The 24596-nt window shown below is 65.7% G+C and carries 25 protein-coding genes; 14 read left to right on the forward strand and 11 right to left on the reverse strand.

All coding sequences use genetic code 11. The annotated features are described in order from the left end of the window. Nucleotides 1-7 precede the first annotated feature (7 nt). Together MTX34_RS14570 and MTX34_RS14575 are read left to right on the forward strand one after the other, a co-directional pair. On the forward strand, nucleotides 8-1759 hold the full coding sequence (locus tag MTX34_RS14570; RefSeq protein ID WP_243593330.1) for a proline--tRNA ligase: 1752 nt from the start codon (nucleotides 8-10) through the stop codon (nucleotides 1757-1759). A 75-nt stretch (nucleotides 1760-1834) separates the two neighbouring features. Further along, nucleotides 1835-3559, forward strand: a complete 1725-nt coding sequence (locus tag MTX34_RS14575; RefSeq protein WP_243609833.1) for an acyl-CoA dehydrogenase family protein — start codon at nucleotides 1835-1837, stop codon at nucleotides 3557-3559. Between the two features lie 3 nt (nucleotides 3560-3562). On the opposite strand, the gene MTX34_RS14580 is transcribed toward MTX34_RS14575, so the two are convergent. Continuing rightward, entirely contained in the window at nucleotides 3563-4177 is a 615-nt protein-coding gene (locus tag MTX34_RS14580; RefSeq protein ID WP_243609834.1) for a TetR/AcrR family transcriptional regulator, read from the reverse strand. Nucleotides 4178-4260: 83 nt separating this feature from the next. Here MTX34_RS14580 and MTX34_RS14585 point away from each other — a divergent pair, with 83 nt between their 5' ends. Then, entirely contained in the window at nucleotides 4261-5715 is a 1455-nt protein-coding gene (locus MTX34_RS14585; protein WP_243593327.1) for an MFS transporter, read from the forward strand. Here MTX34_RS14585 and MTX34_RS14590 read toward each other — a convergent pair. Continuing rightward, nucleotides 5678-6118, reverse strand: coding sequence for a ferritin-like domain-containing protein (locus MTX34_RS14590; RefSeq protein ID WP_243593326.1), 441 nt, complete (start codon nucleotides 6116-6118; stop codon nucleotides 5678-5680). The two genes, MTX34_RS14585 and MTX34_RS14590, sit on opposite strands and share 38 nt — an antisense overlap. Beyond that, entirely contained in the window at nucleotides 6115-6618 is a 504-nt protein-coding gene (locus MTX34_RS14595) for a hypothetical protein (protein ID WP_243609835.1), read from the reverse strand. Before MTX34_RS14595 ends, MTX34_RS14590 begins: the two co-directional genes overlap by 4 nt. A gap of 168 nt (nucleotides 6619-6786) precedes the next feature. Between MTX34_RS14595 and rimP the strand changes: the two genes are divergently transcribed. The 8 genes from rimP to MTX34_RS14635 all read left to right on the forward strand — a co-directional run bounded on the left by rimP (nucleotide 6787) and on the right by MTX34_RS14635 (nucleotide 15201). Then, nucleotides 6787-7362, forward strand: a complete 576-nt coding sequence (gene rimP / locus MTX34_RS14600) for a ribosome maturation factor RimP (protein WP_243609836.1) — start codon at nucleotides 6787-6789, stop codon at nucleotides 7360-7362. Beyond that, a complete protein-coding gene (nusA, locus tag MTX34_RS14605; RefSeq protein ID WP_068050201.1) occupies nucleotides 7359-8366 on the forward strand; it encodes a transcription termination factor NusA in 1008 nt (335 codons plus the stop codon). The genes rimP and nusA overlap by 4 nt, the downstream gene beginning before the upstream one ends. 96 nt (nucleotides 8367-8462) lie before the next feature. Continuing rightward, complete coding sequence (locus MTX34_RS14610; protein WP_243593322.1) at nucleotides 8463-8795, forward strand: YlxR family protein; 333 nt, start codon at nucleotides 8463-8465, stop codon at nucleotides 8793-8795. 97 nt (nucleotides 8796-8892) lie between these two features. Continuing rightward, complete coding sequence (infB, locus tag MTX34_RS14615; protein WP_243593321.1) at nucleotides 8893-11796, forward strand: translation initiation factor IF-2; 2904 nt, start codon at nucleotides 8893-8895, stop codon at nucleotides 11794-11796. A 154-nt stretch (nucleotides 11797-11950) separates the two neighbouring features. Then, a complete protein-coding gene (locus MTX34_RS14620; RefSeq protein ID WP_243593320.1) occupies nucleotides 11951-12241 on the forward strand; it encodes a DUF503 domain-containing protein in 291 nt (96 codons plus the stop codon). A gap of 101 nt (nucleotides 12242-12342) precedes the next feature. After that, nucleotides 12343-12876, forward strand: a complete 534-nt coding sequence (gene rbfA / locus MTX34_RS14625; protein WP_243609907.1) for a 30S ribosome-binding factor RbfA — start codon at nucleotides 12343-12345, stop codon at nucleotides 12874-12876. A 1-nt stretch (nucleotide 12877) separates the two neighbouring features. Next, nucleotides 12878-13876: a bifunctional oligoribonuclease/PAP phosphatase NrnA gene (locus tag MTX34_RS14630; RefSeq protein WP_243593319.1), complete on the forward strand. Its 999-nt coding sequence runs from the start codon at nucleotides 12878-12880 to the stop codon at nucleotides 13874-13876. Then, the gene (locus MTX34_RS14635) at nucleotides 13873-15201 is read left to right on the forward strand and encodes an MATE family efflux transporter (protein WP_243609837.1); all 1329 of its coding nucleotides are present in this window, start codon (nucleotides 13873-13875) and stop codon (nucleotides 15199-15201) included. The genes MTX34_RS14630 and MTX34_RS14635 overlap by 4 nt, the downstream gene beginning before the upstream one ends. Here the strand turns inward: MTX34_RS14635 and MTX34_RS14640 are convergent. From MTX34_RS14640 to MTX34_RS14655, 4 genes are read right to left on the reverse strand one after another with little or no spacing between them, the layout of a single operon-like run. After that, nucleotides 15186-16304, reverse strand: coding sequence for a sulfate/molybdate ABC transporter ATP-binding protein (locus MTX34_RS14640; RefSeq protein ID WP_243609838.1), 1119 nt, complete (start codon nucleotides 16302-16304; stop codon nucleotides 15186-15188). The two genes, MTX34_RS14635 and MTX34_RS14640, sit on opposite strands and share 16 nt — an antisense overlap. Continuing rightward, on the reverse strand, nucleotides 16301-17131 hold the full coding sequence (locus MTX34_RS14645) for an ABC transporter permease (RefSeq protein ID WP_243609839.1): 831 nt from the start codon (nucleotides 17129-17131) through the stop codon (nucleotides 16301-16303). The genes MTX34_RS14640 and MTX34_RS14645 overlap by 4 nt, the downstream gene beginning before the upstream one ends. Next, complete coding sequence (modA, locus tag MTX34_RS14650; protein ID WP_374639671.1) at nucleotides 17128-17919, reverse strand: molybdate ABC transporter substrate-binding protein; 792 nt, start codon at nucleotides 17917-17919, stop codon at nucleotides 17128-17130. The genes MTX34_RS14645 and modA overlap by 4 nt, the downstream gene beginning before the upstream one ends. A 16-nt stretch (nucleotides 17920-17935) precedes the next feature. Further along, nucleotides 17936-18334, reverse strand: a complete 399-nt coding sequence (locus MTX34_RS14655) for a molybdopterin-binding protein (RefSeq protein ID WP_243593314.1) — start codon at nucleotides 18332-18334, stop codon at nucleotides 17936-17938. Between the two features lie 241 nt (nucleotides 18335-18575). Between MTX34_RS14655 and MTX34_RS14660 the strand changes: the two genes are divergently transcribed. The 3 genes from MTX34_RS14660 to truB are packed head-to-tail and all read left to right on the forward strand — an operon-like array spanning nucleotide 18576 to nucleotide 21129. After that, nucleotides 18576-19499, forward strand: a complete 924-nt coding sequence (locus tag MTX34_RS14660) for a metallophosphoesterase (RefSeq protein WP_243609840.1) — start codon at nucleotides 18576-18578, stop codon at nucleotides 19497-19499. Next, a complete protein-coding gene (locus MTX34_RS14665) occupies nucleotides 19496-20161 on the forward strand; it encodes a 4'-phosphopantetheinyl transferase (RefSeq protein WP_243609841.1) in 666 nt (221 codons plus the stop codon). The genes MTX34_RS14660 and MTX34_RS14665 overlap by 4 nt, the downstream gene beginning before the upstream one ends. Before the next feature lie 35 nt (nucleotides 20162-20196). After that, nucleotides 20197-21129 (forward strand): tRNA pseudouridine(55) synthase TruB, encoded by a 933-nt coding sequence (gene truB, locus MTX34_RS14670; RefSeq protein WP_243609842.1) that lies wholly within the window; start codon nucleotides 20197-20199, stop codon nucleotides 21127-21129. A gap of 34 nt (nucleotides 21130-21163) precedes the next feature. On the opposite strand, the gene MTX34_RS14675 is transcribed toward truB, so the two are convergent. Genes MTX34_RS14675 through MTX34_RS14690 form a run of 4 tightly spaced genes read right to left on the reverse strand, consistent with a single transcriptional unit; the run spans nucleotide 21164 to nucleotide 24580 of the window. Beyond that, the gene (locus MTX34_RS14675) at nucleotides 21164-21880 is read right to left on the reverse strand and encodes a metal-dependent transcriptional regulator (protein ID WP_243593310.1); all 717 of its coding nucleotides are present in this window, start codon (nucleotides 21878-21880) and stop codon (nucleotides 21164-21166) included. Between the two features lie 37 nt (nucleotides 21881-21917). Beyond that, nucleotides 21918-22790, reverse strand: a complete 873-nt coding sequence (locus MTX34_RS14680) for a metal ABC transporter permease (protein ID WP_243593309.1) — start codon at nucleotides 22788-22790, stop codon at nucleotides 21918-21920. A gap of 3 nt (nucleotides 22791-22793) precedes the next feature. After that, nucleotides 22794-23621, reverse strand: coding sequence for a metal ABC transporter ATP-binding protein (locus MTX34_RS14685; RefSeq protein ID WP_243593308.1), 828 nt, complete (start codon nucleotides 23619-23621; stop codon nucleotides 22794-22796). Next, nucleotides 23618-24580, reverse strand: a complete 963-nt coding sequence (locus MTX34_RS14690; RefSeq protein WP_374639675.1) for a metal ABC transporter substrate-binding protein — start codon at nucleotides 24578-24580, stop codon at nucleotides 23618-23620. The genes MTX34_RS14685 and MTX34_RS14690 overlap by 4 nt, the downstream gene beginning before the upstream one ends. Between the last annotated feature and the right edge of the window lie 16 nt (nucleotides 24581-24596).

Raw genomic sequence — 24596 nt, forward strand, 5'->3', positions numbered from 1 at the left:
ACAACCCGTGATCACCCGTCTTTCGCAGCTGTTCCTCCGCACCCTTCGCGACGACCCGGCCGACGCCGAGGTCGACAGCCACAAGCTGTTGGTTCGCGCCGGTTACGTTCGTCGTATCGCGCCGGGTGTCTACTCCTGGCTGCCGCTCGGACTGCGCGTGCTTCGGCAGGTCGAACGCGTCGTGCGTGAAGAAATGAACGCCATCGGTGCGCAGGAGATATCGCTGCCCGCACTGCTGCCGCGCGAGCCCTACGAGACCACCAACCGGTGGACCGAATACGGCGACGCGCTGTTCCGCCTGCAGGACCGCAAGGGCAACGACATGCTGCTGGGGCCCACCCACGAAGAGCTCTTCGCACTGACGGTGAAGGCCGAGTACAACTCGTACAAGGATCTGCCGGTCACGCTGTACCAGATCCAGACCAAGTATCGGGACGAGGAGCGTCCCCGCGCGGGCATCCTTCGCGGCCGCGAATTCGTCATGAAGGACTCGTACTCCTTCGACATGGACGAGGACGGTCTGAAGAAGTCCTACGACGCCCACCGCGAGGCATACCAGCGCATCTTCGCCAGGCTCGGCGTCTCGTATGTCATCGTCGCCGCGACGTCGGGTGCCATGGGCGGCAGCGCATCCGAGGAATTCCTGGCCGAGAGCGACATCGGCGAGGACACCTACGTCCGATGCGTCGAATCGGGTTACGCCGCAAACGTCGAGGCAGTCACCACGCCTGCGCCCGAGCCGCTTCCGATCGAAGGCCAACCGGCCGCCGTCGACTACGAGACCGGTGAGACTCCGACCATCGCGACGTTGGTCGAATGGGCCAACGGCGCTGATCTGGGCCGCACCGTCACCGGGGCCGACACGCTGAAGAACATTCTGCTCAAGGTTCGGGGCGCCGAGGGGGAGTGGGAGCTGTTGGCGATCGGGCTGCCCGGTGACCGCGAGGTGGACGAGAAGCGGCTCGAAGCATCGCTCGAGCCCGCCGAGTTCGCTCTGCTGACCGACGCCGACTTCGCTGCCAACCCGTTCCTGGTCAAGGGTTACATCGGACCTCGCGGGTTGCAGGCGAACGGAGTTCGCTATCTCGTGGACCCGCGGGTGGTCGACGGCACGTCGTGGATCACCGGCGCGGACGTCAAGGGAAAGCACGTGGTGAACCTCGTCGCCGGTCGTGACTTCGTTCCCGACGGCACCATCGAAGCGGCCGAGGTGCGGGACGGCGACATGTCTCCCGACGGTCGTGGTCCGCTGGTCAGTGCACGCGGAATCGAGATCGGGCACATCTTCCAGCTCGGCTACAAGTACACCGACGCGTTCTCGGTCGACGTACTCGGCGAGACCGGTAAGCCCGTCCGTCTGGTCCAGGGTTCCTACGGAGTCGGTGTCTCTCGTCTGGTCGCTGTGATCGCCGAGCAGATGCACGACGACAAGGGCCTGCGGTGGCCGTCGGAGGTGGCGCCCGCCGACGTTCACCTGGTGATCGCGAACAAGGACGACGCCGCTCGTGCCGGCGCGGAATCGATTGCGACACAACTCGATACGCAGGGAATAGAGGTGCTCTTCGACGATCGCAAGGCCTCGCCGGGAGTGAAATTCAAGGACTCGGAGCTGATCGGTGTTCCACTGGTGGTCGTCCTCGGCCGCGGCTGGGCCGACGGCAAGGTCGAGATCCGCGATCGCTTCTCCGGTGAGAGCCGCGAACTGGACATCGACTCGGCGGTCGAGGAGATCGTGAAGGCAGTGCGGAACACCCCGTAGAACAGTCCGTCGATCTCTCTGCGCGGTCGTGTACCCGCTGGTAGCTTCGGGTCAACGACTAGGAGAGGTCACACCGTGGCTCAGTATGCGCTGTTCGATCCGACAACGTTCGATCCCGCCGAGCTCGACGAGGAATCTCGCCGGCAACTGCGTGCATTGATCGAGTGGTTCGAGAGTCGCGGCAAAGGCAGGCTCTTGGCGGACGACCTCGACGGCGTCTGGCCCGCCGACTTCCTCGAATTCGTCGCCGAGCAGAAGTTGTTCGCAACGTTCTCCACGCCCGCCGCCTTCGCCGATGGTGTGCCGAACACGCGGTGGGACGCTGCACGCAATGCCGCGCTCAGCGAGATTCTCGGGTTCTACGGTCTGGCGTACTGGTACACCTGGCAGGTCACGGTCCTCGGTCTCGGCCCGATCTGGATGAGCGCCAACGACGACGCCAAGCGGCGCGCAGCGACCGAACTGAACCGCGGCGGAGTGATGGCCTTCGGCCTGTCCGAGCGGGCGCACGGTGCCGACGTGTACTCCACCGACATGCTGTTGACGCCCTCGACCGATGACGCGGACGTCGAGTTCACCGCGTCGGGGGAGAAGTACTACATCGGAAACGGCAACGTGGCAGGCATGGTGTCGGTGTTCGGTCGACGCACCGACATCGAGGGGCCCGATTCGTACGTCTTCTTCGTGGCCGACAGTGGGCACCCGGCCTATCGACTCCGCGACAGCGTCGTGCACGGTCAGATGTACGTCAGCACGTTCTCGCTCGAGAACTACCCCGTCCGCAAGCAGGACATCCTGCACACCGGGGCCGATGCTTTCTCGGCGGCACTGAACACGGTCAACGTCGGCAAGTTCAATCTCTGTACCGGTTCGATCGGGATCTGCGAGCACGCGTTCTACGAGGCGATCACGCACGCCAACAACAGGATCCTCTACGGAAATCGCGTCACCGACTTTCCGCACGTGCGCAGCGCATTCGTCGACGGTTACTCGCGCCTGATCGCGATGAAGCTCTTCAGCGCCCGGGCGGTGGACTACTTCCGCGCTGCCGGACCAGAGGACCGGCGCTACCTGCTGTTCAATCCGATGACCAAGGCCAAGGTCACCTCGGAGGGCGAAACCGTCGTCCGGCTGTTGCACGACGTCATCGCAGCCAAGGGGTACGAGAAGAACACCTACTTCCGCGAGGCCGCCCAGTTGATCGGAACGCTTCCCAAGCTCGAGGGCACCGTGCACGTCAACGTTGCACTCATGCTCAAGTTCATGCCTGCGTACATGTTCTCGCCTACCGACTACCCCGACGTCGGCACTCGGACCGAGCCGGTGGACGACAGTTTCTTCTTCGCTCAAGGCCCGGCCAGAGGTGCGAGCTCGGTGCGCTTCCACGACTGGAATCCGGTGTATCAGAAGCATTCCGGCACACCCAACGTCGGACGGTTCTACGAGCAGGCGCAGGCGTTCAGGACATTTCTCGCCGAGTGCGCGCCCGACGAAGCGCAGCAGAAGGACCTCGACTTCCTGCTCGTGGTGGGTCACCTGTTCTCGCTCGTCGTCTACGGTCACCTCCTGCTCGAGCAGGCCGACGAGATCTCGACCGAGATGATGGACCAGATCTTCGATTTCCAGATCAGGGACTTCTCGGGTTACGCCGTCGCGCTGTACGGAAAGCCGTCGTCGACCGCGGCGCAACAACAATGGGCGCTCGATGCCATTCGTAAGCCGGTGGTCGATGAGGGCCGTTTCGAGACGGTCTGGGACGAGGTCGTCACCTACGACGGTCGGTACGAGATGCGTCCCTAGTCGTCACAGCTGTCCGGAATCGGCTGGAACGAGCGTGGTTCCGAACGCGCACATCGTCATCTCGTGCAGTCCGGCGCTGTCCTCCGGATGCTCCGGTGCCTGCATCGATATCAAGACGTTGAGCAGCATTCCGTGCGCGATGAACTGTCGAGCCTGATCTTCCGAACACTCGGTTCCGTTGCGGATCTGGCTGTAGATCGCGCCCATTCCTTCTCGTGCCTGGCGGCCGATCTCGGGCACCGCGCCTGCGCCGAATCCGTGCATCATGACCATCAGCAGGTCGCGATCGGCCACCAGATCCGCGTAGGCAGAGCCGAGATTCGCCCAGGTGCTGTCGTCCTCGGGATCGAGCGGGCCCGCCGCCAGCACGGCATCGAACGCAGCCATGATGCCGTCGATGGAGCGTTGGAACACCAGGCGAAACAATTCGACCTTGGTGCCGAACATGCGGACCACGTACGGCTGAGAGACCCCTGCTTCCCTTGCGACCGCATCGGTACTGGTGCCCGCGTAGCCCCCGCGTGCGAACGCTCGCATTGCCGCGTCGAGGACGAGCTCTCGGCGGTCGGCCGCATCCATCCGGGTGGCTCTGGGCTTGGGTGCTGACGTGTCGGACATGTTGACAGGTTATCAGTCGATAACTTACGGTGCTCGAATAAGTAATCATTCGATGCTTACAAGCCCGAGACGGGACGGCCACAATGACCGCTACAGCCTCTCCACCTGCAGTGCAGCCCGCCAATCGGAACGTTCCCGTGTGGCTCGGCATCCTCGCAGCATCCCTGCCGATGTTCATGGCAACACTCGACAATCTGGTGATGACCAGCGCGCTACCGGTCATTCAGCAGGATCTGAACGCGTCGGTCGGCCAGCTGCAGTGGTTCCTCAACGCCTACACCCTGAGCTTCGCCACGTTCATGCTCACAGCGGCGACGCTCGGCGACAGATGGGGCAGACGCACGGTGTTCCTCGGCGGGATCACCGTTTTCACTGCCGCCTCGGTGGCCAGCGCGCTCGCTGCGAGCCCAGCGATGCTCATCGCGGCGCGGGCCGTGCAAGGAATCGGTGCCGCCGCGATCATGCCGTTGTCCCTTGCGCTGCTCGCCGCGGTGGTGCCGGTGGGCAAGCGCGCGATGGCAATCGGGATCTGGGGTGGAGTCTCCGGACTCGGCGTCGCGCTGGGGCCGGTGGTCGGCGGAGCCGTCGTCGACGGAATTTCCTGGCAGGCGATCTTCTGGATCAACGTTCCGGTGGCCCTCGTCGCAGTTCCGCTGGCGTACGTCGCGCTGAAGGAAACAGCAGGCCGCATCCAACCGCTCGATCTGCCCGGCGTGGTCCTCGCAGGCGGCGGTGTCTTCCTTCTGGTGTGGGCGGTGGTTCACGGCAACGACGACGGGTGGGCGTCGGCCACGGTGCTCGCCGGCTTCATCGGCTCGGCGGTGCTGCTCGTCGCCTTCGTTCTGCGTGCATCGCGCACCAGGCACTCGGTGTTGCCGCTTGCGCTCTTTCGTTCGCGCAGCTTCACCATCGCCAACATCATTGGAATCACGTTCTCGCTCGGCATGTTCGGGGCTGTGTTCCTCCTCGCGCAATACCTTCAGATCGTGATGAACTACACGCCGTTCCAGGCAGGCCTACGCACGTTGCCGTGGACTGCGGCACCGATGGTGGTCGCACCGATCGCAGGTGTGCTCGCCGAGCGCGTCGGGCTGCGTGGACTGTTGGTCGCCGGCTTGTCGCTGCAGTCGGTCTCGCTCGTGTGGATGGCGCTGATTCTGGGCCCCGACACCGAGTATCCGTCGATGGTCCCGGCGCTGCTGATGGCCGGAGTGGGCATGGGACTGACGTTCGCTCCGTCCGCCACCGCAGTGCTGCGGGACATGAAGGACGACGATCACGCCACCGCGAGCAGTGCGAACTCCACTGTGCGAGAGGTGGGTATCGCACTCGGCATCGCAGTACTGACAGCGGTGTTCATCGGGGCCGGTGGATCACTGACGCCCACCGGTTACACCGACGCCTTGGCACCCGCTCTGCTCGTCGGCGCAGGCGCAGTGGCGATCGGACTGGTGGCGGCGCTGTTCATGCCGGGGCGTTCCGTCGGACCGGTGGAAGCGCTCACGGTTGGCCGGGAAATGCCGTCGACGACGGACTGACGCCCAGAATCTGCTGCCACGTCGCGAGGCGAACCGCGGCGTCGGTCAGTGCCTGCACCCCCATCTCGCGAGTGGCTCCGGACTGGCTGCGTTCGATCAGCGAACGCCACGCGATACTCGTGTCGATCTCGGCCTGCGCGGCCAACTGCGCAGCCGAGATCGCGTCGGTCACGGGAAACGGGGACGCATACGCCGGATCGGGCAGCGGCACAGAAACGCTCGCCGCCTGAAGGGCGTCGATCGTCGAATCTCGACGCGCGCGATGGGCAGCGGTGTTCGACGCCACCACCTCGGCGCGCGTGGGGTTGGAGAACGCCGCCACGACGCCGTAGGCGAACACCGCCGCATATTCGGCGTGGAGTGCATCGACGAGGCCTTGCTGTTCCGGACCGAGATCGCTCATGCCAGCACCACCAGGGCCGAGACCGTGCACGAAGCGCTGATCGAACCGAGAAGGCCGGCCCGGTAACCGCTTTCGTTACGAGCCGCATTCGCTGCACTGTCGGCAGAGGAGGTCAACATCTCCCGCACGGCCGCGAGATCGGGCGGCGGCGTCGTGGGAGCGGGCGTTGTGGTGCTCGCAGTAGTGGACGTACCGGTCGAGGCACCGGTGGCGCGGGCGATCTCGGTTTCGAGCGCATCGGCGTGCTCGGTCCGTTGCGCCGCAACGATCCCCAGTGCGGCTGCGTAATCGGCGATCACCGTCGCTGCCGCGGTGGCATCCGCCGCATCCGCGCGGGCAGCGCGCAACTGCGCGGTCAGGGTATCGAGGGCAGGACCCGAGATCGTCTCCTGGCCACAGGCCGCAACACTCGACACGGTGGCCGCGGACAGAGCGGCCACACCGGCGAGTCGGAACAGCCCACGGCGACTGAGCGCGAAGGGGACGGTCGGCGTTGGCACTCCGATATCGTGCCAGACCGCAGCGCTTGCACTCGCCGTGCCCGTGTGTCGCGTCGGCCGATCGTGGTCACGAGCACTGTCTGCGGGGCGGTAGGCTGTTGGTTCACCAAACGCAGTCCGGCTGCCCTACGCCGGGTCGCCCACAACTACACACGAGGAGTTCGCGACATGCCTGTTCCGTCCAAGGAAAGGGTTGTCGAACTGCTCGCCGACCTCGTTCGAGATCAGGGTTACGACCTCGAGGACGTGAACGTGGTCGCCGCAGGAAAGCACAGTGCAGTGCGCATCATGGTCGATCGCGAAGAGGGAATCGACCTCGACGCGCTCCCGGAACTGAGCCGCGAGATCTCGGATGCCTTCGATGCCGTGACGGATTTCGGGGAAGCGCCCTACACGTTGGAAGTCACCACCCCCGGAATCGATCGCCCGCTGACCGAGGCACGGCATTGGCGTCGGGCCCGCGGGCGCAAGGTGCGTGTCGAACTCGCCGACGGCAAGTTCGACGGTCGCGTCGGTGTCCTCGACGGCGATTCGGTGACCGTGGTGGTCAAGGAGAAAGGCATTCTGTCGACGCGGTCGGTCGCGCTTGCCGATGTTGTGAAAGCTGTTGTGCAGGTTGAGTTCTTGCGTCCCAGCGCTGAGGAGATGGACCTGGCGGGTGGTGTGGTCGGCAGTCGGCCGTCGCCCGCGAACACCGATGAGATCGTGGATGTGGAAGCACCGGAAGAAGGGTCGGACAAGTGAATATCGACATTGCCGCATTGCGTGCCATCGAGGCGGACAAGGGAATTCCGATCGAGATGGTGATCTCGACGATTCAGACCGCATTGCTGACGGCCTACCGGCACACCGAAGGGCACCAGTCCAACGCGTGGATCGACGTCGATCGCAAGACCGGATCCGTTCGGGTGATGGCCAAGGAGCTCGACGCCGACGGCAATCTGATCTCCGAGTGGGACGACACCCCCGAGGGCTTCGGACGAATTGCAGCGACCACGGCGCGCCAGGTCATTCTGCAACGCCTACGCGACGCCGAGCACGAGCGTTCGTTCGGCGAGTACTCCACGCACGAGGGTGAGATCGTCAACGGTGTCATTCAGCGCGACACGCGCGCCAACGCCAAGGGCACGGTCATCGTCCGCATCGGCAGTGACGCCAACGGTGCCGACGGCCTCCTCCCACCCGCCGAGCAGGTGCCGGGCGAAAGTTACGAGCACGGCGAGCGCATCAAGTGTTACGTCGTCGGAGTCGCCCGGGGCAATCGCGGCCCGCAGATCACCCTCTCGCGCACCCATCCGAATCTGGTGCGCAAGTTGTTCGCCCTCGAGGTGCCCGAGATCGCCGACGGTTCGGTCGACATCGTGGCAGTGGCCCGCGAGTCGGGGCACCGCTCGAAGATCGCCGTCGCGTCCACCGTGTCCGGTCTCAACGCCAAGGGCGCCTGCATCGGACCGATGGGTCAGCGCGTGCGCAACGTGATGAGCGAACTGGCGGGCGAGAAGATCGACATCATCGACTTCGACGAGGACCCGGCCACGTTCGTCGGGAATGCTCTCTCCCCCTCGAAGGTTGTCTCGGTGACGGTGGTCGACGCCGTTGCACGGGCGGCCCGTGTCGTGGTTCCCGAGTACCAGCTCTCCTTGGCAATCGGCAAGGAAGGGCAAAACGCGCGACTGGCCGCTCGATTGACCGGTTGGCGTATCGACATCCGCAGCGATGCGGCGGCACCCGAGACGACCAGCGCGTAGGGCCGGAATGCGGAGTTCGAGGCAATACAGCGGTAGAGTGGTCGATGGTTCGGTAACGACCTCTCCGCCCAGGGGTATGAACGCGAGAATCCGGTAGTGACAAGCCGGCCGATTCGCACATGCGTCGGGTGCAGGGAGCGAGTGCCGGCCACCGATCTGTTGAGGATCGTGGTTCGAGAAGCTGGTTCGCACGAATTCGCTCTCGTCCCCGACGTCCGGCATTCGATGTCCGGCCGTGGTGCGTGGTTGCACTACAGCCGAGAGTGCCTGCACAATGCGGAACGACGCCGAGTCTTCGGTCGTGCGTTTCGGATATCGGGAAATGTGGAATCGTCCGCAGTGGCAGTCGTGCTCGACGAGTACGAGAAGCTGCAGGCCGAGGTCACGACAAGAGCAACACCCGTCGACAAGAACAGGCAACAGCACTGATGAGCACACCGTGAAGCACCAACGATGAACGTCCATCGGAGATAACCCGAGGTCGTGCGGGCACCAAGCCTCGCTCGGCCTCTCAGTGAGGAGAGCAGTGGCAGGCAAGGCCCGCGTGCACGAGTTGGCTAAAGAACTCGGTGTCACCAGTAAGGAACTACTCGCACGGCTCAAAGAGCAAGGCGAGTTCGTCAAGTCCGCATCATCCACAGTCGAAGCCCCCGTGGCCCGTCGACTGCGTGAATCCTTCCCGTCCGACAACGCCGACGCACCGGCGGCGACCGCATCTGCACCGAACGGCCGCGCAGCGGCCGATCGCGCTGCAGGCAGCACCGCGAAGCCGAGTGCAGCGAAACCGGGCGGACCCCGTCCCGGCCCCAAGCCGGCCCCCCGTCCGGCAGAGCCGGAAGCACCCGCAGCGCAAGCTCCCGCGGAGGCTGCACCGGCTGCACCCGCAACTCCCGCTGCCGCTCCGGCTCCGGCCCCGGCAGCTCCCACCCCCGCGCCCGCAGCGCCCGCTGCTCCGGTCGAGCAGGCTCCGGCCGCGTCGGCCACCAGCAGCGACGCCGCTCCGGCCCCGGCAGCTCCCAAGCCCGCAGGTCCCGGCCCCAAGCCCGGTCCCAAGGCACCGCGCGTGGGCAACAACCCGTACTCCTCGGCACCCGTGGAACGACCGGCTCCCCGGCCCGCTCCCGGTGCGCCACGTCCCGCAGGCGGACGCCCCGCTCCCGGGCAGGGTGGGCCTCGCCCCGCCGCACCGTCCGGCGGTAGTCGTCCGGCACCCGGGCAGGGTGGGCCTCGTCCCGCACCGGGTCAGGCCGGACCTCGTCCGAGCCCCGGCTCGATGCCTCCTCGCCCCAACCCGGGTGCGATGCCGACCCGTTCGGCACGTCCAGGTCCCGCTGCAGGTCGGCCGGGTCGTCCCGGCGGCGCTCCCGGCGGACGTCCGGGTGGCGGCGGTGGCGGTGGCTACCGCGGTGGTGGCGCCCCCGGTGCTCCCGGCGGTGCCCCCGCAGGCGGCGCTCCCGCAGGTGGTTTCCGTGGCCGTCCCGGCGGCGGTGGACGCCCCGGTCAGCGCGGCGCAGCCGCAGGTGCATTCGGTCGTCCCGGCGGAGCAGTTCGTCGTGGTCGCAAGTCGAAGCGGGCAAAACGCGCCGAGTACGAGAGCATGCAGGCTCCCGCAGTCGGCGGCGTCAGGCTGCCCCGCGGTAACGGTGAGACCATCCGTCTCGCCCGCGGAGCATCGCTGTCGGACTTCGCGGACAAGATCGACGCGAATCCGGCCGCTCTCGTGCAGGCCCTGTTCAACCTCGGCGAGATGGTCACCGCGACCCAGTCCGTCAACGACGAGACGCTGGAGCTTCTCGGCGGCGAGATGAACTACGTCGTCCAGGTCGTCAGCCCCGAGGACGAAGATCGTGAGCTGCTCGATTCGTTCGACCTCACCTACGGCGAGGACGCCGGCGGCGAAGAAGATCTGGAACAGCGTCCCCCGGTGGTCACCGTCATGGGCCACGTCGATCACGGTAAGACGCGACTGCTCGACTCGATTCGTAACACCACGGTGCGCGAAGGCGAGGCAGGCGGAATCACGCAGCACATCGGTGCGTACCAGGTGCTGACCGAGCTCGAGGGCAACGAACGCCTCGTGACGTTCATCGACACCCCCGGTCACGAGGCCTTCACGGCCATGCGTGCCCGCGGTGCCAAGGCCACCGACCTCGCGATTCTCGTGGTCGCGGCCGACGACGGTGTCATGCCGCAGACGGTGGAGGCCATCAATCACGCTCAGGCGGCCGACGTTCCGATGGTCGTCGCGGTGAACAAGATCGACAAGGAAGGCGCGAACCCGGACAAGATCCGGCAGCAGCTGACCGAATACGGTCTGGTCGCCGAGGAATACGGCGGCGAGACGATGTTCGTCGACATCTCCGCCAAGCAGGGCACCAACATCGATGCCCTCCTCGAAGCGGTACTGCTGACGGCCGACGCATCGCTCGATCTGCGAGCGAACCCGGACATGGAAGCCCAGGGTGTCGCCATCGAGGCGCACCTCGACCGTGGACGTGGCCCGGTCGCGACCGTGCTCATCGCTCGCGGAACCCTGCGCGTCGGTGACTCGATCGTCGCCGGCGACGCATACGGACGCGTCCGGCGAATGGTCGACGAGCACGGTGACGACGTCACCGAGGCAATGCCGTCGCGCCCCGTCCAGGTCATCGGCTTCACGTCGGTGCCCGGTGCAGGCGACAACCTGTTGGTCGTCGACGAGGACCGGATCGCCCGTCAGATCGCCGACCGTCGCAATGCGCGCAAGCGCAATGCTCTGGCGGCCAAGAGCCGCAAGCGCATCAGCCTCGACGATCTCGATGCAGCTCTGAAGGAGACTTCACAGCTCAACTTGATCCTCAAGGGCGACAACTCGGGAACCGTGGAAGCGCTCGAAGAGGCGCTGCTCGGTATCGAGATCGACGACGAGGTGGAGTTGCGCGTCATCGACCGCGGTGTCGGTGGTGTCACGGAGACCAACGTCAACCTGGCGTCGGCATCCAACGCGATCATCATCGGGTTCAACGTTCGAGCGGAGGGCAAGGCCACCGAGCTGGCCAACCGCGAAGGCGTCGACATCCGGTACTACTCGGTGATCTACCAGGCGATCGACGAGATCGAGAAGGCCCTCAAGGGCATGCTCAAGCCGGTGTACGAGGAGGTCGCCCTCGGGCAGGCCGAGATCCGCGCGCTGTTCCGTTCCTCCAAGGTCGGAAACATCGCCGGTTGCCTCGTCACCTCCGGTACGATCCGTCGCAACGCGAAGGCGCGACTCATTCGAGACAGCGCTGTCGTTGCGGAAACCGTCACGATCTCCTCGCTCCGCCGTGAGAAGGACGACGCGACGGAGGTCCGTGAAGGTTACGAGTGTGGTTTGACGGTGACGTACTCCGACATCAAGGTGGGCGATGTCATCGAGGCGTACGAACTCCGTGAAAAGCCGCGCGACTAGAACAGATGCGGAGCCGTTCGGCTCCGCATCCGGTCGCGTCGGCTCGGTGGTGAAGCCAGGGGAGTGACACTGCGCTCCGACTTTCGAGCCGGTGGTGGTACGACAGATGTACCGCCACCGGCTTTGTCGTCGAAGCTGATCGAAGGACGTCAGCGTGTATCTGGGTGCTCTGGAGTTGGACGTGTTGTTGGGGGATGTACGTTCGCTCGCCGAGAAACGGTCGATGATGGAACCGGTGCTCGGTGATTTGCACAGGATGGGAGTCTCGGCCGCCGAAACCGGTGAGCGAGAACGTATTCGGCGGTCCCTGTTGGGGGTTGCCGCGGCCGGTACCGATGTAGACCTGCTGCACGACAAGCTGGACGAGTGCGAACGGCACGTCGCCGAACGCCACGATCTGGAACTGTTGGCAGTACGCCGGAGAATCTTCGGACCCGAGGATTGATCCGGAAGATCCGCCGAGCACTGTCGGCGGATGTGACGTGCACAACCGCCGATGCGTCGGATCAGATCGGGCATCGGCCATGAAAGAGGAGTGTGATTGTCGTGGTGGACCAGGCCAGGGCTCGTAAGTTGTCCAAGCGAATCGCCGCCATCGTTGCGACGGCGATCGATCACGAGATCAAGGATCCGCGGCTGGCCTTCGTGACCATCACCGACACCAAGGTGACCGCCGACCTGCACGATGCCACGGTGTACTACACCGTCATGGGTGAAGACCTCGACACTCCGCCGGATCTGCAGGCTGCCGCAGCGGGACTGGAAAAGGCCAAGGGTGTTCTGCGCTCGAAAGTCGGAGCCGGAACGGGTGTGCGGTACACACCGACCTTGACGTTCGTGACCGACACTGTGCCCGACACCGCGCGCCACATGGAAGACCTTCTCGAACGCGCACGCGTGGCCGACGAGGAACTGGCACGCGCCCGAGCGAACGCCAAGCCCGCCGGGGACCCGGACCCGTACAAGGCCCCACGCGAAGTCGCAGACTTGGATGGTCATTCCGCAGGCTCCACTCCTGGGTTGGATGGTCGTTCCGCAGGCTCCACTCCTGCAGACGTCGAGCCTGCCGAAGCCGACTGACATGTCCGTTGGTTCGGGGACAGAGTCGGAGACCGTACAGGGCTTGGCGCAGGCGATCGAGATGCTCGAACGTGCATCCTCGGTGACCGTTCTGTGCCACGTTCAGCCCGACGCCGACACGATCGGGAGTGGGCTTGCGCTCGGTTCGGTACTCGAACGTCGCGGCGCGACGGTTCAGGTGGCATTCGCAGCACCGGCGTCGTTGCCCGAGTCCATGGACGAGTTGCCCGGTAGGCACCTTCTGGTCGACGCCGACAAGGTCACCGACACCGTCGACCTGGTGGTCACGGTCGACGCCGGCAGTCGGGGTCGGCTGGGTTCACTGGGCGACCGACTCGATACCGCGTCGGCCACCCTTGTCATCGATCACCACCGCAGCAACACTCGCTTCGGGACGGTGAACGTGGTGCATGCGTCCGCGGAGTCGACCACCGCCGTGATCGCGCGACTGCTCGACCAGTGGGGCGTCGAGATCGATGCCGATCTGGCCCACCTGCTGTTCGCAGGCTTGGTCACCGACACCGGATCGTTCCGCTGGGTTCGTCCGGGGTCTCATCTGCTGGCCGAGAGATTGCTGGCCACGGGGATCGACGGCGCTCACATCGCCCGCAAGCTCCTAGACACCCATCCGTTCGACTGGCTGCCGATGCTCGGGTCCGTACTCGGTTCGGCAACGTTGATTCCCGACGCGGCCGACGGGCGAGGGCTGGTGTACGCCGTCATTCGCAGCGAGGATTCGGCCGGACTGCGGTCGGAGGAGGTCGAGAGCGTGATCGACATCGTGCGCACCACGTCCGAAGCCGAGGTTGCCGCAGTGCTCAAGCAACAGGACTTCGGCTCGGTCTGGGTGGTCTCCCTGCGCTCGAAGACCGAGGTCGACGTCTCGGCGGTGGCGTGCGAACTCGGCGGCGGCGGACACCGCAATGCGGCCGGCTACACCGCACACGGCGACCTGCCCGATGTGATCGATGCGCTGCGCGGGGCCCTCTCGGCATCGTGAGTTCCACTCCGGTCACCGCTCGAAGAATTCTCGGCCTGTCGCTGCCCTCCCTCGGCGTCCTCGCCGCCGAACCCCTCTACCTGTTGTTCGACGCCGCCGTGATCGGCAGGCTCGGTGCCTTGGCCCTCGCAGGCCTGGCGATAGGTGGTCTCGTGCTGGCCCAGGTCAGCACCCAGCTGACCTTTCTGTCCTACGGAACGACCGCGCGAGCGGCCCGCATGCACGGTGCCGGTCGGGAACGCGATGCCGTCGGTGAGGGTGTGCAGGCAACCTGGTTGGCCTTCGCGATCGGGCTCGGCATCGTCGCGGTGATGCAGTTCGCCGCCGAGCCCGTGGTGTCGGTGCTGACCGGCGGCGGCGACATCGCCGTCGAGGCCGTCGCGTGGCTGCGGGTGGCTCTGCTGGGTGTGCCGTTCATCCTGGTGTCGCTGGCCGGAAACGGATGGATGCGCGGTGTCCAGAACACGGTGGCGCCACTGCGTTTCGTGGTGTTCGGTTTCGGGGTGTCGGCGGTGTTGTGTCCGCTTCTGGTCCATGGGTTGCTCGGATTTCCGCGTCTGGAGCTGGTGGGATCTGCCGTGGCGAACGTGATCGGGCAGGGCGTTGCCGGTGCGTTGTTCGTCGTCGCGGTAGTGCGGGCGAGCGACGAGCTGCGCCCGCGCTGGTCGGTGATGCGCGCGCAGTTGGTACTGGGCCGTGACCTGATCGTGCGCAGCCTCGCGTTTCAAGCCTGCTTCCTCTCGGCTGCTGCGGTCGCATCGAGGTTCGGAGCGGCCTCGGTTGCCGCGAACCAGGTGGTTCTGCATGTGTGGAACCTGGTGTCGTTGATGCTCGATTCTCTGGCGATCGCCGCTCAGACGCTGGTGGGAGCCGCCCTGGGAGCGAGCAGGATCGACGACGCGCGCGCACTCGCGTGGCGATTGACGGCGTGGTCGACGGTGTTCGCGGTCGTCCTCGCCGGCGTGTTCGCAGTAGGGCGATCGTTCGTCCCGCAGCTGTTCACCACCGACGCGTCGGTCATCGGTGAGATGCATGCGATCTGGTGGATCTTCGTCGCGATCATTCCCATTGCGGGGGTGGTGTTCGCGTTGGACGGAGTGCTGCTCGGCAGTGGTGACGCGGCTTTCCTGCGGAACGCGACCCTGGCGTGTGCAGTAGTGGGCTTTCTGCCGTTCATCTGGTGCGCGCTCGTGTTCGACTGGGGGCTGGTCGGCATCTGGACAGGCCTCGGCGTCTTCGTCGGCCTTCGGATGCTCGCCGTCGCAGGCCGGGTGCTGTCCGGGAAATGGTTGGTCATCGGCAGCGACCGTCAACTACGCCGATAGCCACCGGTCCTGGCGGCCGACGGCAATGCGGGGTGCAATGCCACCTCACGGCTCTTGACGACGAAGAACACGCTGCGGCCGGGCTCGAGCCCGAGATCCGAGACTGCAGCAGGGGTGATGTCGGCGGCCATGCCGGGAGACCCGTCGGGTTGTGGACGTGAGCGGACGCGTATGCCGGAGCCTTGTACCTCCATCTCCTCGATCACCACCTCGAATACGTTCCGGGGGCTGGCGTGCGGTGCAGTCGGGTGTACCGAGACGGCGGCGGGGGAGAACACCGCTACCAATGGAGTTCCGGTGGTGTGCCGCCCGGAGCCATGGACGGACACTCCCCAGTTCGTGGTCAGGGACGTCGAGTCCTCGGCATCGACCGCCCGTCCCGAGATCAGGTTCACCCCGGCGATGCGGGCACCGAATTCGCTGCGAGGGGCGGTCAGTACCTCGGTGACCGACCCTCGCTCGACGACGCGTCCACCATCGACGACCGCGACGGAATCTGCGAGGGCAACGACGTCGAGCAGATCGTGGGTCACGATCAGGGCCGTGCGGCCGCTCTCGCGCAACACTGTGCGCAGCACTCGCCGAATGCCCGGTGCCGTGTCCACATCCAGCGCCGCCAGCGGTTCGTCGAGCAACAGCAGTCGTGGATCGGCCGCCAGAGCGCGCGCAATGGCGATACGTTGGGCCTGACCGCCCGACAGCTGCGCAGGGCGGCGATCTGCCAGGTGGGAGGCTCCGACCGCATCCAGCCAGGTATCGGCGACGGCCCGCGCGGTGGCGCGGTTCGCGCCGGTGCTTCGTGGTGCGAAAGCCACGTTCGTGCGCGCGTCCATATGAGGAAACAGCAGAGCTTCCTGAGCGAGGGTCGCGACGCCTCGGGCGTGAATCGGCACTACGGTGTTCGAGGCGGTGTCGGTCAACACGTCCTCGCCGAGTCGGACCATACCGTCGTCGGGTGCCACGACGCCCGAGATCAGTTGCAGCAGTGTCGATTTGCCTGCCCCATTCGGCCCGAGGACGGCGACCGTCTCACCCTCGAGTGCATCGAGTTCGAGATCGATGCCGCGACTGCCGAGGGTGGCCCGGAGGTGGAGTGAGTTCACAACGTTCCCGACGACCGTGTGCCGCGCGCGGTCACGACGACGAGTGCCGCGACGAGAATCAGCACCAGCGACAGCGCTACTGCGGCATCGGGGTCGCTCTCGCGCTGCAGATAGATTTCCAGAGGCAGTGTCCTGGTCACGCCTTCGAGGGAGCCGGCGAAAGTCAGCGTCGCCCCGAATTCTCCGAGTGCGCGCGCGAAGGCGAGAACGGTTCCTGATATCAGCCCGGGAAGAATCAACGGAACGGTCACTCGCCGTAGGACGGTCGTCGGTGTGGCTCCCAGGGTGGCAGCCACCACGTCGTAGCGGTCACCGGCGGTGCGCAACGCGCCCTCCACGCTGACGACGAGAAACGGAAGCGACACGAAGACCTGCGCAAGCACCACGGCCGAGGTGGTGAAGGCGATCCGAATCCCGAAGGCCTCGAGATGTTCGCCCAGCAGCCCTTGGCGTCCGAAGGTGTAGAGCAGCGCGATGCCGCCGACCACCGGTGGCAGAACCAGGGGCAGTACGACGAGGGAGCGAAGGATCGAGAGGCCACGAATCGAGCTGCGCGAGAGCACGATGGCCATCGGCACGCCCAGAAGCACGCACACAGCGGTACTGGTCGTCGCCGTCTTCAGACTGAGAATCAGTGCTGCAACCGCCGATTCGGAGGTGACGAGTTCGAGAAAGTTCGACCAGTCGATTCGGGTGAACAGCGCGGCCAGCGGCAGAACGACGACGAGTGCTCCCACAGCAGCCGGTGCGAATATCCACACCGGTACTCCGACGGTCGGACGGTGCCCTGCGGTGGACCGCCCGCCGTCGGCGGCTCGAGCGGTCACGGTGCCGCGAAGCCGGCTCGACCGAGCACATCTCGCCCGACGGGTCCGGCGACGAACTCGGTGAATGCTCGCGCTGTGTCCGGGTTGCCGGAACCGCTCAACGTCGCGATCGGGTAGGTGTTGACGGCCTCACTGGACTCCTCGAAGGGCACCGTGGTCACGGCTGCGCCTGCCCCGGAAGCATCGGTGACGTAGACCAGTCCGGCATCGGCCTGCCCCGAGGTGACCTTGCCCAGCACGTCGGTGACCGAAGATTCCTCGCTCACCGCCGGAATCGTCCTACCCGTCGCTGACTCGACGGTTGCCGTCGCCGCGCCGCACGGCACCTGGGGTGCGCAGATCACGGTGAGGACGTCGGGGTTCGTCAGGTCGGCGAAGGATGCGATGCCGAACGGATTTCCGGGGGCGGTGACGACGGTCAGCGTGTTGGAGGCGAAGTCGACCGGTTCTCCCGCGACCAGGCCCTCGTCGACCGTCTCGGTCATGTTCTTCGTGTCTGCCGAGGCGAAGACGTCGGCCGGAGCACCGGAGATCAGCTGTGCGGCCAGATCGGAGGAGCCCGCGAAGCTGAACTCCACCGACGTGCCGGGGTGTTCGGCCTCGAATCGAGCACCGAGATCGGTGAACGTCGCGCGAAGCGATGCCGCGGCGAAGACGGTGATCTCGCCTCCGACCGCGTTGCCGTCCGAGGCCGCATCGGGTGTGCCCGGGTCGGACTGCGAGCTGCACCCCACGAGCATCAGGGTGGCTGCAACCAGAACTGCGGATGCCGAGCGCATTGTCTTCATGAACATCTCCAGCGTTCTACGGTGTCTCGACGATGACGGTGGTCGCCTTGACGACGGCGACGGTGACCTTGCCGGGCTCGAGCCCCAGTTCGCGAACCGATCGGGTGCTCATCAACGACACGATCGTGAACGGCCCGCACTGCATGCTCACCTCGCTCATCACCGCGTCCGAGACGACCTCGGTGACCAAACCCACGAGCCGGTTGCGGGCAGAGCTGCCGCCCGACGAGATCTCCGGCGGGGGGACAGCATGCTCGCGTGCGTAGTCGGCCAGGTCCCGGCCGGCGATGACCTTGCGTCCGGTCTCGTCCTCGAGCGAGGGGAGCGCGCCGCTGTCGATCCATCTGCGCACGGTGTCGTCACTGACGCCGAGGAGCGCTGCGGCATCTCGAACGCGAACCGGGGGCACTGTCATCGAAGCGCCGACAGAGCAGATGTCCGCAAACAAGTCATATGGAGCACCATATACCCGAATTTGCGGAGATACCGACCCGATTGTGTCTTCGACGACCGGAACCACCCGGCCGGCGACCGGGTAGCCGCGTCACCCCGCCGGGAGGCGCCGCGGAATCTGCGGGGAGTATTGGACGTTGGTACGTTCTCGGACGGTTCTGGCGATTCGAAGCCGGCGGCCGAGCGCATCGAAAGGATTTTCAGTGGCAGCGAAGCTGTGGGCAGTGAGCGACATACACGTCGGACATCGAGGCAACCGACCGGTCACCGAGGACATCTTTCCCGAGTCGCCCGACGACTGGCTGATCGTGGCCGGCGACGTATCGGAGAAGACCGACGACATCAAGTGGGCGCTCGAACTGCTGCGTAGCCGCTTCGCGAAGGTCATCTGGGTTCCCGGAAACCACGAACTGTGGACGACGGTGAAAGACCCCGTCCAGATTCACGGAGCCGCTCGGTACGAGTACCTGGTCAACCTGTGCCGCGAGATCGACGTCGTCACCCCGGAAGACCCGTACCTGCGGTGGGAGGGTGAGGGTGGCCCGGCGACGATCGTGCCGATGTTCCTGCTCTACGACTACACGTTCCTGCCGCAGGGAGCGCGCGACAAGGAGCACGGGCTGGCGATCGCACGTGAGAAGAACGTCGTCGCCACCGACGAATTCCTGCTGTCCTCGCAGCCGTACGCGACGCGCGACGCCTGGTGTCATGCGCGGATCGAGGCCACCCGGGAGCGCCTCGACACGCTGGACACCTCTGTTCCGACCGTGTTGATCAATCACTTCCCGATGGTTCGGCAGCCGACCGAGGTGCTGTTCTACCCGGAATTCGCGCTGTGGTGTGGATCCACCCTCACGGCGGATTGGCATACGCGGTACAACGCGATCTGCTCGGTGTACGGGCACCTGCACATCCCGCGGACCACCTACTACGACGGCGTTCGCTTCGAGGAGGTGTCGGTGGGCTACCCGCGCGAATGGCAGCGGCGTGGACTGCCGAACAACGTTCTGCGACAGATCCTTCCGGTCCCCGAGTATCCGCCGGGCGCGTTGAACAAGTGGGGCGGACACTTCACCGTGACGCCCGAGATGGAGGCAGAGGTCGAGAAGATGAGGGCCGGCAAGTGATCGAATCCATACTTCCCGACGGCGTAGTCTCGGCCGAGTTGTTCGCCGATCCGCCGGGTTTGACGCCGCATCCGCTCGAAGCGCCGCTGGTCGCCAAGGCGGTGGACAAACGCAAGCGGGAGTTCACCTCGGCTCGACACTGCGCACGGGTGGCGATGGAGAAGCTGGGTGTGGAGCCGGCACCGATCATGCGCGGCAAGTCCGGTGCACCGCAGTGGCCGAAGGGTGTGGTCGGATCGTTGACGCACTGCGACGGGTATCGCGGTGCGGTATTGGCGTACTCGATGCAGGTGCGTTCGGTGGGGATCGACGCCGAGCCGCACGGACCCTTGCCCGACGGGGTGCTCGAGGCGGTGAGCTTGGCGGCCGAACGGGACTGGCTCGAGACCGCAGGCCGTGAGGACGTGCATTGGGATCGAGTGTTGTTCTGCGCCAAGGAAGCCACGTACAAGGCCTGGGAGCCGTTGACCGGACGGTGGCTCGGCTTCGAGGACGCGCACATCACGTTCGAGCGCACCGGCTCGGGTGACGACATCTCGGGAACGTTCCACTCCGAGCTGCTGGTGCCCGGGGATACGGTGTCCGGGCCGCCGTTGCGGGCCTTCGACGGTCGATGGATGGTGGCGGGCGGTCTGGTGATGACCGCGATCTCGGTGATGTGACGACCGGCTCCGCGAGCCTGGCACAATGCTCTCTCGTGAGTGCTCGCGAAAAGATCTCGTCCGGTCTCGTCGGTGCCGGCCTGCTGGTGGTCGACAAGGGGCCGGGAGTGACGAGCCACGATGTGGTGGCCTCGTGCCGAAAACTGTTGCGCACCAGAAAGGTCGGCCATGCGGGGACGCTGGACCCCATGGCGACCGGCGTGCTGGTGCTCGGCGTGGAGCGTGCGACCAAGATGCTGGGCTTGCTCTCGCTGACCACCAAGTCGTACACCGCGACCGTCCGGCTCGGCCGGAGCACGACGACCGACGACGCCGAGGGTGACGTCCTGGCCGATGCCTCGGCCGCGCACGTCTCCGATTCGGAAATCTCGACCGCGATCGCCGCCCTCACCGGTGACATCGAGCAGGTGCCTGCCAGTGTCAGCGCCATCAAGGTCGATGGACAGCGAGCCCACAAGCTGTCTCGAGCCGGCGAGGAGTTCACCCTCGCCGCCCGGAAGGTCAGCGTCACCCGATTCGACGTGATGGCCAGACGTGATGTGGCCGACGGCGAATCCGCGTTCGTCGACCTCGATATCGAGGTGGAGTGCACGTCGGGGACGTATGTTCGGGCCCTGGCACGCGACCTCGGTGCGGCGCTGGGAGTGGGTGGGCACCTGACAGTGCTGCGTCGCACTCGTGTCGGGCCCTTCACTCTCGAGCACGCACGCACACTCGAGGAACTGGCCGACAATCCAGCCGTGAGCCTGGACATCGACGAGGCCGCGCGAACGGCCTTTCCACACCGGCAGATCGACGCCTCGGAAGCTGAATCGTTGAGCCAGGGACGGTGGCTGGATCCGATCGGAATCGACGGGGTGTACGCGGCCGTCGATCCCACGGGTCACACCATCGCTCTGCTCCAGGAGAAGGGCAAGCGCGCCAGTTCGGTCATGGTCGTGCGGCCCGCAACGTTGCGCGGGCACTGAAACATTCGGCACGGGTGCGGCACGGACCCGAAGATCAGTTCGCCGGAACCATCCAGATCGCCTCGGCGGCACGGTGGCCGAGGTCGATGGAATCGGTGGCGTCGGTGCGGGCCAATTCGATGGCCACGGTACCGGCGTAGTCGCGTCGTTCGACCACCGTGATGGGCAGGTCGAGCGTGATGCCGACGGAATCGAAGTAGCGAAGCATTGCCGGGTCGGAATCGGAGATTCGGGCAACGCGGCCGGACTGTCCGTCGATGTACTCGCTCAGGCGGGTTGCGGACGGTGTGTCTATTGCGCCGTCGACCGAGGGAATCGGGTCGCCGTGCGGATCTCGCTCGGGGTGGCCGAGTTTCGCGTCGATGCGGTCCATCATCAGGTCGGAGACGGCGTGTTCGAGGATCTCGGCCTCGTCGTGCACCTCGTCCCATCCGTATCCGAGTTCGCGAACCAGGTAGGTCTCGATCAGACGGTGCCGACGAACCATGCCGATGGCAGCCAGACGACCCTTCTCGGTCAGCGAGATCGCCCCGTACCGGGCGTGGTCGACCATGCCCTGGTCGGCGAGCTTGCGAATCGCCTCGGACACCGTCGATGCCGAGACACCGATGCGCTCGGAGAGCATCTTGGTGCTGACGGAGTCCTCGCTCCACTCGCTGGCCGTCCAGATGACCTTGAGGTAATCCTGCGCAACCGCCGACAGCTGGACGCCCTCGTCGGCCGGTGCGGAATCGGTTTTTTGTTGCGCCACGTCGCCGAGCTTAGGCAATCCAATGGAAAAAGACACCTCACCCGGCCGGAGCTACCGGCACCTGTCCGCGTTGCCGGAGAGCGCGGACCACGATGCCCTGCGAGGGGCTGAAGAGGTACGCGAGCACGAAGACGAGTCCCTGGGTCAGCACGACGCTGCCGCCGGAGGACACGTCGAGATAGAAGCTGGCGTAGATCCCCACCAGCGCGCAACCCACCGAGATGAGCGGTGCGAGCACCAGCATCCGGCCGAAGCTGTGCGTGAGCAGATAGGCGGACGCACCGGGAGTGATGAGCATCGCCACCACGAGGATGACGCCCACGGCCTGAAGTGCGACCACGGTGGTCAGCGCGAGCAGGGTCAGCATCACGGCCGAGATCACCGTCGGGTTGATGCCGACGGCGCGCGCCTGGGTGCGGTCGAAGGCGAAGAGAGTGAAGTCGCGACGCTTGACGATCATGACGGCCAGCGCGATTCCGCCGAGGACGAACACCTGGACCATGTCGGCCTGCGAGACTCCGAGCAGATTGCCGAACAGGATGTGGTTGAGGTCGATCTGACTCGGAAACTTCGAGATCAGAACGACGCCGAGCGCGAACAGAGTGGTGAAGACGACGCCGATCGCGGCGTCCTCCTTGACGATGGTGGTGTTGCGGACCACTCCGATGGCACCGACCGCGATGAGAGCGAACAGAAGAGCTCCGATCGCGAACGGTGCCCCGAACAGGTACGACAGCGCAACGCCGGGAAGGACTGCGTGCGAGACGGCGTCGCCCATCAGTGACCAGCCGATGAGGACGAGCCAGCAGCTGAGTACCGCGCACACGATCGAGGCGGTGACGGTCACCAGGAGCGCCCGCTGCATGAAGGTGTATTCGAGTGGGTCCACGAGAAAGTCGATCAGGTACACGGTTCAGCTCGCTTCCGGAGTTCGGGTTGCCGGAGTTCGCGTGCCCGCACCCAGTTGGTCGACCTTCGACGGGTCGATGCCGAAGGCCAGAGCCAGGTTCTCCGGTCGCAGTACTTCGGTTGGACTGCCGTGCATCAGCACCCGCTGCTGCAGCAGGATCGCTTCGTCGCACAGCTCCGGTAGGGCATGAAGATCATGGGTGGACACGAGAACCGAGGCACCGTGTGCGGCGAGCTCGCGGAGCAGTCGGGTGATGGTGGCTTCGGTCTTCTTGTCCACGCCGGCGAAGGGCTCGTCGAGCAAGAGCAGCGACGCCTCCTGGGCGATGGCGCGGGCGACGAACGCACGTTTGCGTTGACCGCCGGAGAGCTGGCCGATCTGTCGGTCCGCGAGTTGAGCTAGGTCGACGCGCTGAAGAGCCTCGTCGACGGCCAGTCGATCGGCTGCTCGGGGAGTACGAAAGAAGTTCTGCTTCCCGTATCGGCCCATCATCACCACGTCGCGCACGCTGATCGGGAACGTCCAGTCGACGGATTCCGCCTGGGGCACGTAGCTGACCGTGCCTGCCTTGCGCGCCTGGGCCGGGTCGCCGCCGAACACGGTGATCGAGCCGGAGTTCGGCTTGACCACGCCCATGACCGCCTTGAACAGCGTGGACTTGCCCGATCCGTTCATGCCCACCAGTCCGCACACCCGGCCGGGTGCGAGCGTCAGGCTGGTATCGACGAGAGCCACGACGTCGCGGTATCGAACGTTGACGGTGTCCACCGTCAGCGCTGCCCCGGTCTCGTGTGGGGCCCTGTGGTGTGGTGCACCGGTGTGCGGGGTCATCGTTCTCCTACCAGTGCGTCGGCGATCAACCGTGCGTCGTAGCGCAGTAGATCCAGGTATGTGGGGACGGGGCCGGCCGCGTCGCTGAGCGAGTCGACGTAGAGCTGTCCGCCGAACCGAGCCCCGGTGTCCTCGGCGACCTGCAGCTGCGCCTTGTCCGAGACGGTCGACTCGCAGAACACGGCGGGTACCTCGTTGTCACGGACGAAGTCGATGGTGCGGACCACCTGCTTCGGCGTTCCTTCCTGCTCGGCGTTGACCGGCCACAGGTAGGCCTCCTGTAGATCGAAGTCACGAGCCAGATAACCGAATGCGCCCTCACAGGTGACGAGCGCACGTTGACGATCGGGCAGCCCGGAGAGATCTGCGTCCAGTTCGGCACCGACCTCGCGGAGCTGTTCGATGTACGCGGCTGCGTTCGCGCGGTAGTCGTCGGTGTTGGCGGGGTCGAGCGCGACGAACGCGTCGGAGATGTTCTCGACGTACGTCTCGGCGACGACGGGGGACATCCAGGCATGGGGGTTCGCTTTGCCCGCGTAGGCGTCGTCGCGGATGTAGATCGGGTCCACGTTCGCACTCACCACGGCGTGGGGTGCGGGGATGCGCTCGACGAATTTCTCGAACCAGGCCTCGAGCCCGAGACCGTTGTCCAGGATCAGGTCGGCCTGCTCTGCGGTGCGCAAGTCTCCGGGTGTCGGCTCGTAGCCGTGGATCTCGGCACCGGCTTTTGTGATCGATTCCACTCGAAGGTGGTCACCGGCGACATTGGCGGCCATGTCGGCAAGAACGGTGAAGGTCGTCAGCACCAAAGGTCTGCCGTCGTCGAGTAACGGCGGATCTTCTTCTCCGACAGCGCGGGCGCAGCTGGTCGACGCCGCTACCAGTAGTCCCACCACGGCCCAGCTCGCGAGGATCCGCCGAGTGCGAGATCCTTGCAGGCGAAGAAATAAGTTAGGCACCCCGAAATATTTACCG

Source organism: Rhodococcus sp. ARC_M5, from assembly GCF_022810405.1.
Classification (GTDB): domain Bacteria; phylum Actinomycetota; class Actinomycetes; order Mycobacteriales; family Mycobacteriaceae; genus Rhodococcoides; species Rhodococcoides navarretei.